The sequence below is a fragment of the Streptomyces sp. SolWspMP-5a-2 genome (genome assembly GCF_900091845.1).
GTDB classification, from domain to species: domain Bacteria; phylum Actinomycetota; class Actinomycetes; order Streptomycetales; family Streptomycetaceae; genus Streptomyces; species Streptomyces doudnae.
Window position 1 is genome coordinate 1 of sequence record NZ_FMCI01000134.1, and the last position, 7,388, is coordinate 7,388.

Below are 7,388 nucleotides of genomic sequence, written 5' to 3' on the forward strand. Positions count from 1 at the left end.
TCCGGCGGCCGGGCGGCGCACGCCGCGGGCGGCCGGGCCGTCCGGGTCGGCGGTGCCCCTCGCCCCGGCCGGCTCTCAGAAGTGCTGGCCGACCCGGTACGAGCCCGCGGGCTGGCGCACGGCGACGTTCACCCGGTTGTAGGCGTTGATCATCGCGATGAGGACGACGAGGGTGGTCAGATCGTCCTCGTCGTAGTGGCGGGCGGCGTTCGCCCACACCTCGTCCGGGACGCCCCCGGCCGCGTCGGCGATCCGGGTGGCCTGCTCGGCCAGCTCCAGCGCGGCCCGCTCCGCCTCGGTGAAGACGGTGGCCTCGCGCCAGGTGGCGACGAGGTGCAGGCGCTGGTCGTTCTCGCCCGCGTGGAGCGCCTCCTTGACGTGCATGTCGGTGCAGAATCCGCAGCCGTTGATCTGGCTGGCGCGGATCTTCACCAGTTCCTGGGTCGCGGTCGGCAGGCCCGAGTCCTTGAGGACCCCGTTCGCCGCGGCGAGGTGCTTCAGGACCTTGCCCGCGACCTTGTTCTCGAAGAGGTTGAGTCGAGCGTCCATGTCGGTCTCCCCTGTCTGCCACATCTGCCGTGTCTGTCGTGTCTGTCGTGTCTGCAGTTCGAAAGGGCTGCACAGGGAGGACCGACCGGCGGCCCTGTATGTGACAGATCCATTTGTGACCTGCGTCACATGACCGTCGCGGGCCCCCCGGGACGACCGTGCGGGACGGGGCGCACGGGGCAGGCGTGCGCGGGTCCGTCACGGGGCGCGAAGGGTCCGTGGCCGCAACCGCCCTCGTCAAACCCCCTTCGCCGGGGCTCCGTTGCGGCTCGCCGGTAGGATGATCGGCACCCCGGCCCGTCCCGCGGCCGACGGCGCGATGGAGTGGACGAGATGACGACCGACCCGCAGCCGCACCCGGCGATCGACACCAGCAAGGCTCACCCCGCACGGGTGTACGACTGGCTGCTGGGCGGCAAGGACAACTATCCGATCGACGAGGCCGTCGGAGAGAAGCTGCCGCCCGAGGCGCGGGACGCGGCGCGGCAGAACCGCCGGTTCATGCACCGGGCCGCCGCCTGGCTCGCCGACCGGGGTGTCGACCAGTTCCTGGACATCGGCACCGGCATCCCCACCGAGCCCAACCTCCACCAGGTGGTGCAGGGCATCGTGCCGACGGCGAAGGTCGTCTACGCGGACAACGACCCGATCGTCCTGCGGCACGCGGAGGCGCTGCTGGTCAGCGGGGACGAGGGGGTCACGGACTACATCGAGGCCGACGTCCGCGACCCGCTGGAGATCGTCGCGCACGCCCGGCGGATCCTGGACTTCGAGCGGCCGATCGCGCTGTCCCTGATCGCGCTGCTCCACTTCGTCCCCGACGAGCAGGACGCGCACGGCATCGTCCGCGACCTGGTCGCCACCCTGCCCGCGGGGAGCTACCTGGTGCTCTCGCACGCCGCGTCCGACCTGTTCCCGGAGCTCGCCGAGCAGGTCACCGCCGAGTACGCGCGCGGCGGGATCAAGCTCGGCTTCCGCACCCGCCCCGAGGTGAACCGGTTCTTCGACGGTCTCGATCTGGTCGCGCCCGGCCTGGTGACGGCGACCGAGTGGGACACCGGGACCCTCGGAGCGGACTCCGAGCCGAGCGGCATCTACGCGGGAGTGGCCCGCGTGTCCTCCTGAGCACCGGGGAGGCGGGCGCCCGGGTGCGCCGACCGGGCCCCATCACAGGTCACCGCCCGGCGCCACCTCCCCGTACCGGCTATTTCAAGCCGATTGCCGCACAGGCGTCCGCGTACGCACCGGCGCAGATCTCCTCGGCCGTGTAGACGCCGTCCCGGACCACCGTCTCCTCGATGTTGTCCTTCGTCAGCGCGACCACCGGCACCAGCCGGGCCGGGATGTCCTTGTCGGTCGGGCTGTCCACGGAGTCCTGGGACAGGGCGTCGAACCGCAGCTCGCTTCCGCGCACCTTGGCGACGGCCAACTCGGCCGCGTCGGTGGCCTCTTGGAGGAACGGCTTGTATACGGTCATGTACTGGTCACCGGCGACGATCCGCCGGACGGCGGCCAGGTCGGCGTCCTGCCCGGTCACCGGCGGCATCTTGATGACACCGGCCGCCTTCAGCGCGCCGATGGCGGCCCCGGCTATCCCGTCGTTCGCGGCGTAGACGGCGGCGATCCGGTCGGCGCCGAGGGCCGCGATCGCCTTCTTCATGTTGGCCTCGGCGACCTGGGGCAGCCACTCCCTGGTGTCGTACGTCTTGGCGATGTCGACCCGGTCCTTCAGCTCGCCGAGCGCACCGGCCTTGAACCGCGCGGTGTTGGGGTCCGCGGGCGAGCCGTTGAGCATCACGGTCCTGCTCTTCTCGGCGTCGTCGCCGAGGGCGTCCACCAGGGCGCGGCCCTGCACCTCGCCGACCAGTTCGTTGTCGTGCGAGACGTACCCGGAGATCGGCCCCTCGGCCAGCCGGTCGTAGGCGATGACGGGGATGCCGGCGTCCTTGGCCTTCCGCACGGCCGGCGCGATCGCCTTGGCGTCGACGGCGTCGACGAGGATGACGTCGGCCTCGCCGTCGATCATCTGCTGCATCTGCTCGCTCTGCTTGTCCGCGCTGGCACCGGCGTTGGCGTAGACGACCTTGCCCTTCCCGGCGGTCAGGGACGCGACGTGCTTCTCGATCAGGGGGTGGTCGAACTTCTCGAAGCGCGCCGTGTCCCGGTCGGGCAGCAGCAGCCCGACGGTGATGTCGTTCGTCTTCTCCGGGGTCGCGGAGCTGTCGCTCCCGGCGACCGACTCGATCGCCCCGCAGGCCGTGAGCAGCAGGGCCGACGCGGACGCTGTCAGCGCGGCGGCGATACGGGGCGTGCTGCTTCTGCGGGTGGTGCAAGAGTTCACGTGGGGGTGGCCTTTCGGGCAGGAGTGTGCGGCGTCGGGACCGGGTGACCGCACAACCGACTGCGTCAGGAAAGCACAGCGCCCACGTCTGTTCGCCGTTGCCTCGAAACCCGCACGACACATCCGCAATTCCGGTTTCCCCAGGAACCGTTGAAGACCTGCCGCTTCCGCAACAGAACAGACACCACGGGTGTACGGACAGGGCTGTCGTGCCGCAAGGTTGATAAGTGCTCAACTTCGGCCAGGACTGACCTGTTTGAGCCACGGCAAGATCAATAACCTACTCGTCGACGGTCAGTTGTCTATCTCGAGGAGTTCCGTGTCCACTGCGCAGCAGGTGCCTGACATCCTCTCGCCCGAGTTCGCCGAGAACCCCTACCCCGCCTACGCGGTCATGCGGGAGAAAGAACCCCTGATCTGGCACGAGGCCACCCAGAGCTACATCATCTCCCGGTACGCGGACGTCGAACGGGTCTTCAAGGACAAGAAGTCGGAGTTCACGACCGACAACTACGACTGGCAGATCGAGCCGGTCCACGGCAAGACGATCCTCCAGCTGAGCGGCCGCGAGCACGCGGTGCGCCGGGCGCTGGTGGCCCCCGCCTTCCGCGGCAGCGACCTCCAGGAGAAGTTCCTGCCGGTCATCGAGCGGAACTCGCGTGAACTCATCGACTCCTTCCGGCAGTCGGGCTCGGCCGACATCGTGAGCGACTACGCGACCCGTTTCCCGGTCAATGTGATCGCCGACATGCTCGGTCTGGACAAGGCTGATCATGCCCGGTTCCACGGCTGGTACACGGCCGTCATCGCCTTCCTCGGCAACCTCTCGGCGGACCCGGAGGTGACGGCGGCGGGCGAGCGCACCCGGATCGAGTTCGCCGAGTACATGATCCCGATCATCCGGCACCGCCGCGACCACCTGGGCGACGACCTGCTGTCGACGCTCTGCGCCGCCGAGGTCGACGGTGTCCGGATGAGCGACGAGGACATCAAGGCGTTCTGCAGCCTGCTGCTGGCCGCGGGCGGCGAGACGACCGACAAGGCGATCGCCAGCATCCTCGCCAACCTGCTGACGCACCCCGACCAGTTGGCGGCCGTCCAGGCGGACCGCAGCCTGATACCCGCCGCGTTCGCGGAGACCCTGCGCTACACCCCGCCGGTGCACATGATCATGCGCCAGACCGCGACCGAGGTCGAGGTCAGCGGCGGCACCATACCCGCCGGGGCCACCGTGACCTGCCTGATCGGCGCGGCGAACCGGGACGCCGAGCGGTACCGCGACCCGGACCGGTTCGACATCTTCCGCGACGACCTGACGACGACGTCGGCCTTCTCGGCCGCCGCCGACCACCTGGCGTTCGCGCTCGGCCGGCACTTCTGTGTCGGCGCGCTGCTCGCCAAGGCGGAGGTGGAGATCGGGGTCGACCAGCTTCTCGACGCGATGCCGGGGCTGCGGCTCGCGGACGGCTTCGACCCGGTCGAGCTGGGCGTGTTCACGCGCGGGCCGCAGTCGCTGCCGGTGCGTTTCACGCCGTCCGCGGTCTGATCCGGCGTACCGGCGGGCGCGGGCCCGGCACCGGTCCGGCTCCTCCGCGTACCCGGCCCACCGGGTACGCGGAGGGGTGGCGGGTCAGTGCGCCGAGGGCGTGAACCGCACGGGCAGCGAGGTCAGTCCGCGCATCCAGATGGACGGCCGCCAGGTCAGGTCCTCGGACTTCACGCCCAGCACGATGTCGGGCAGGTGCTCCATGAGCGTCTCCACCGCCGTGCGCGCCATGACGTCGGCGAGCAGCGGTGCCGGGTAGGGGCAGCGGTGTTCGCCGTTGCTGAACGACAGGTGCGCGGAGTTCTCGGCGCCGACGTGGGACTCGGGCCAGATCTGCGGGTCGGTGTTGGCCGCCGCGAGGCCGAGGACGAGGCAGTCGCCCTCGCGGATCAGACGCCCGCCGAGCTGGGTGTCGCGCACGGCCCACCGCCCGATGAAGTTCTGCGTCGGGGTGTCGAGCCAGAGCACCTCGTTGAGCGCGTCACCGACGCTGACCCGGCCGCCGGAGACGTTGACGGCGAACCGCTCGTCGGTGAGCAGCAGCCGCAGGGTGTTGCAGATCCAGTTGGCGGTCGGCTGCTGGGCTGCGGCGATGACGGAGATCAGGTCCTGCACGATCTCCTCGTCGGTGAGCCCGGCGGGGTCGAGGATCATCCGGGAGGTGACGTCGGGTCCCGGCCGCTCGCGCTTCTCCTGGACCAGCCGCATGATCCGCTCGCCGACCCGGCCGTAGGCGGCCACCGGGTCGTCGCCCTCGGAGGCGTCCAGGGAGATCCGCAGGTCGTCGACGAGCTGCTCGGTGTCGACGGTGCCCGGCGGCATGCCGCACATCCAGAGCACGCCGCGGGCGGGCAGGGCGTGCGCGTACATGCTCATCAGCTCGGCCTGGCCGCTGCCGGAGAACCCGGCGATCAGCGTCTCGGCGATGAGCTGGCACTCGCGGGCCAGTTCGAACTGGTCGACGCCCTCCAGGGCCTGGGTGATCACACCGGCCCGGCGCTGGTGCTCCTCGCGCTCGGCGAAGAGCACGGAGGGCTGGTAGCCGACGTACGGGAGCAGCGGCCAGTCCGGCGGGATGTTCGGCCACTGGTTCCAGCGCCGGGAGTCCCGGGCGAACAGCTCGTCGTGGCTGGTCACGTAGGACACCTCGGGGTAGCCGAGCACCAGCCAGGCCGGCACCCCGCCGTCGAGCAGCACCGGGGCGACCGCGCCGTGCTCGCGGCGCATCGTGCGGTACATCTGCGACGGCGTCTGCTGGTACTCCAGGCCGCCCATGTGCACGGCGTCGGCGTGGGCGGGGCAGCCGGGCGGCGGCGTGGTCGCGGTCGGGGAGCCGGATGTGTCGCTCACGGTGTCCTCTCCTGGGACAGTGCCATTGCGTAGAGGTGGTCCACCAGAGTGATGAGGACCTCTTTGCCGGAGGCCCGCACGCGCGCGTCGCAGTCGACCATCGGCACATGGTCGCCCAGGGCGAGGGCCTGGCGGATCTCCTGGAGCGAGAACCTGCTCTCGTCGCCGTCGAAGCGGTTGACGGCGACCACGAACGGGGTCTTGTGGTGTTCGAGCCGGTCTATCGCGTACCAGGAGTCCTGCATGCGCCGGGTGTCGACGAGGACGACGGCACCGAGCGTGCCGGAGAAGAGGCGGTCCCAGAGGAACCAGAAGCGCTCCTGGCCGGGGGCGCCGAACAGGTAGAGCACCATGCGCTGGTTGAGGCTGATGCGGCCGAAGTCGAAGGCGACGGTCGTGGTCGTCTTGCGCTCCACCCCGGCCGTCTCGTCGACGCCCTGGCCCGCCTGGGTCATGACCTCTTCGGTGTTGAGCGGTCTGATCTCGCTCACCGAGCGGACCAGGGTGGTCTTGCCGACACCGAACCCGCCCACGACGACGATCTTCAGGCCGGTTTCGGCGTCGTCGGCGAGCGGCGTGCGCTGGGAGGGCAGCTCAGAGGTTGCGGAGCCCATGGAGGACCTCCTGGAGCAGGGCGGTTTCGGGGAGGGACGCGACGGACGCGGCCGCGCGCGGGTGGCGGGCGCTGATCCGGCCCATGTCATGGAGGTCGCCGAGGAGGATGCGGACGACGGTGATCGGCATCTTCAGCTCGGCGGAGACCTCGACGAGCGCCGTCGGGTGACGGCACAGTTCGAGGATCCGCACGTGCTCCGACTGCATCCCGGCCGTCGGTTCGCACTCGCTGACGATCAGGGTCACCAGGTCGAACGTGTCGTCGGCCTCGCTGCGTCCGCCCGTGACCGTGTACAGGCGGTCCGGGTCACCGACGTCCACGGGTTTGTTGTTCACCTGGTGGCACCCCGCACGGCCGGCGTGCGCGGTTCGGCACGCAGATGGTCACCGATCTGTTCGACCAGCTCGGTCATCTGGTGGCCGACGACGCCCGGGTCGGCGCTCTCCTGGGCGACGACCGCGAGGTGCGCGCCCTCACCGGCCTCCACGATGAACAGCAGGCCGCCGTGGAACTCCGTCATGGAGTGCCGGACGCCGCCCGAGCCGTCCCCGAACTCGACGGAGGCGCCCTGGGCGAGGGCCTGGATGCCGGAGCAGATGGCCGCGAGCTGGTCGGCCTGGTCGAGCGTGAGGTGCTCGGTCCAGCACAGTTTCAGGCCGTCCCGCGACAGAACGACCGCGTGGCGGGTGCCAGGCGTGCGCTCCAAGAGGTTCATGAGGAGCCAGGTGAGGCTATTGTCAGTGGTCTCCATGGTGGGTGGGGCGGGCGCTGACCGGTCGAGGGTCACCCGGCCCGTTCCTCCAATCAAGCGAAGTACGGCGATCTGCGGGAATGGTGGGTGCGGGGCCCCTGGCGGTGCTCGGGGCCCGGCGAGCTAGTCGTCGGCCACGGCCTCGTGCCCGTCGTCGCCGGGTCGCGAGGTGCCGCCCGCGCCCTGCTGGCGGCCGCGGTGGAAGGCGCCGAAGCTGCTGCCCGCGTCCCGGGCC

General features: G+C 70.4%; 8 protein-coding genes. 2 read left to right on the forward strand and 6 right to left on the reverse strand.

Annotated features, from left to right (window positions below; genetic code table 11):
• Nucleotides 1-75: 75 nt before the first annotated feature.
• Nucleotides 76-549 carry a carboxymuconolactone decarboxylase family protein gene (locus GA0115242_RS12930; RefSeq protein ID WP_093827815.1) on the reverse strand — a complete coding sequence of 158 codons (474 nt, stop codon included), beginning with the start codon at nt 547-549 and terminating at the stop codon, nt 76-78.
• Between the two features lie 333 nt (nt 550-882).
• Here GA0115242_RS12930 and GA0115242_RS12935 point away from each other — a divergent pair, with 333 nt between their 5' ends.
• On the forward strand, nt 883-1,674 hold the full coding sequence (locus GA0115242_RS12935; protein WP_093827817.1) for an SAM-dependent methyltransferase: 792 nt from the start codon (nt 883-885) through the stop codon (nt 1,672-1,674).
• A gap of 79 nt (nt 1,675-1,753) precedes the next feature.
• On the opposite strand, the gene GA0115242_RS12940 is transcribed toward GA0115242_RS12935, so the two are convergent.
• Nucleotides 1,754-2,890 carry a sugar ABC transporter substrate-binding protein gene (locus GA0115242_RS12940; RefSeq protein WP_256089421.1) on the reverse strand — a complete coding sequence of 379 codons (1,137 nt, stop codon included), beginning with the start codon at nt 2,888-2,890 and terminating at the stop codon, nt 1,754-1,756.
• Nucleotides 2,891-3,209: 319 nt separating this feature from the next.
• On the opposite strand from GA0115242_RS12940, the gene GA0115242_RS12945 reads away from it, so the two are divergent.
• Entirely contained in the window at nt 3,210-4,436 is a 1,227-nt protein-coding gene (locus tag GA0115242_RS12945; RefSeq protein ID WP_093827821.1) for a cytochrome P450, read from the forward strand.
• A gap of 84 nt (nt 4,437-4,520) precedes the next feature.
• Here GA0115242_RS12945 and GA0115242_RS12950 read toward each other — a convergent pair whose 3' ends face one another.
• From GA0115242_RS12950 to GA0115242_RS12965, 4 genes are read right to left on the reverse strand one after another with little or no spacing between them, the layout of a single operon-like run.
• Nucleotides 4,521-5,786 carry a cytochrome P450 gene (locus GA0115242_RS12950; RefSeq protein WP_093827823.1) on the reverse strand — a complete coding sequence of 422 codons (1,266 nt, stop codon included), beginning with the start codon at nt 5,784-5,786 and terminating at the stop codon, nt 4,521-4,523.
• Complete coding sequence (locus tag GA0115242_RS12955; RefSeq protein ID WP_093827825.1) at nt 5,783-6,400, reverse strand: GTP-binding protein; 618 nt, start codon at nt 6,398-6,400, stop codon at nt 5,783-5,785. Before GA0115242_RS12955 ends, GA0115242_RS12950 begins: the two co-directional genes overlap by 4 nt.
• On the reverse strand, nt 6,381-6,737 hold the full coding sequence (locus GA0115242_RS12960) for a DUF742 domain-containing protein (protein ID WP_093827827.1): 357 nt from the start codon (nt 6,735-6,737) through the stop codon (nt 6,381-6,383). The genes GA0115242_RS12955 and GA0115242_RS12960 overlap by 20 nt, the downstream gene beginning before the upstream one ends.
• A complete protein-coding gene (locus GA0115242_RS12965; RefSeq protein ID WP_093827829.1) occupies nt 6,734-7,153 on the reverse strand; it encodes a roadblock/LC7 domain-containing protein in 420 nt (139 codons plus the stop codon). Before GA0115242_RS12965 ends, GA0115242_RS12960 begins: the two co-directional genes overlap by 4 nt.
• Nucleotides 7,154-7,388 lie beyond the last annotated feature (235 nt).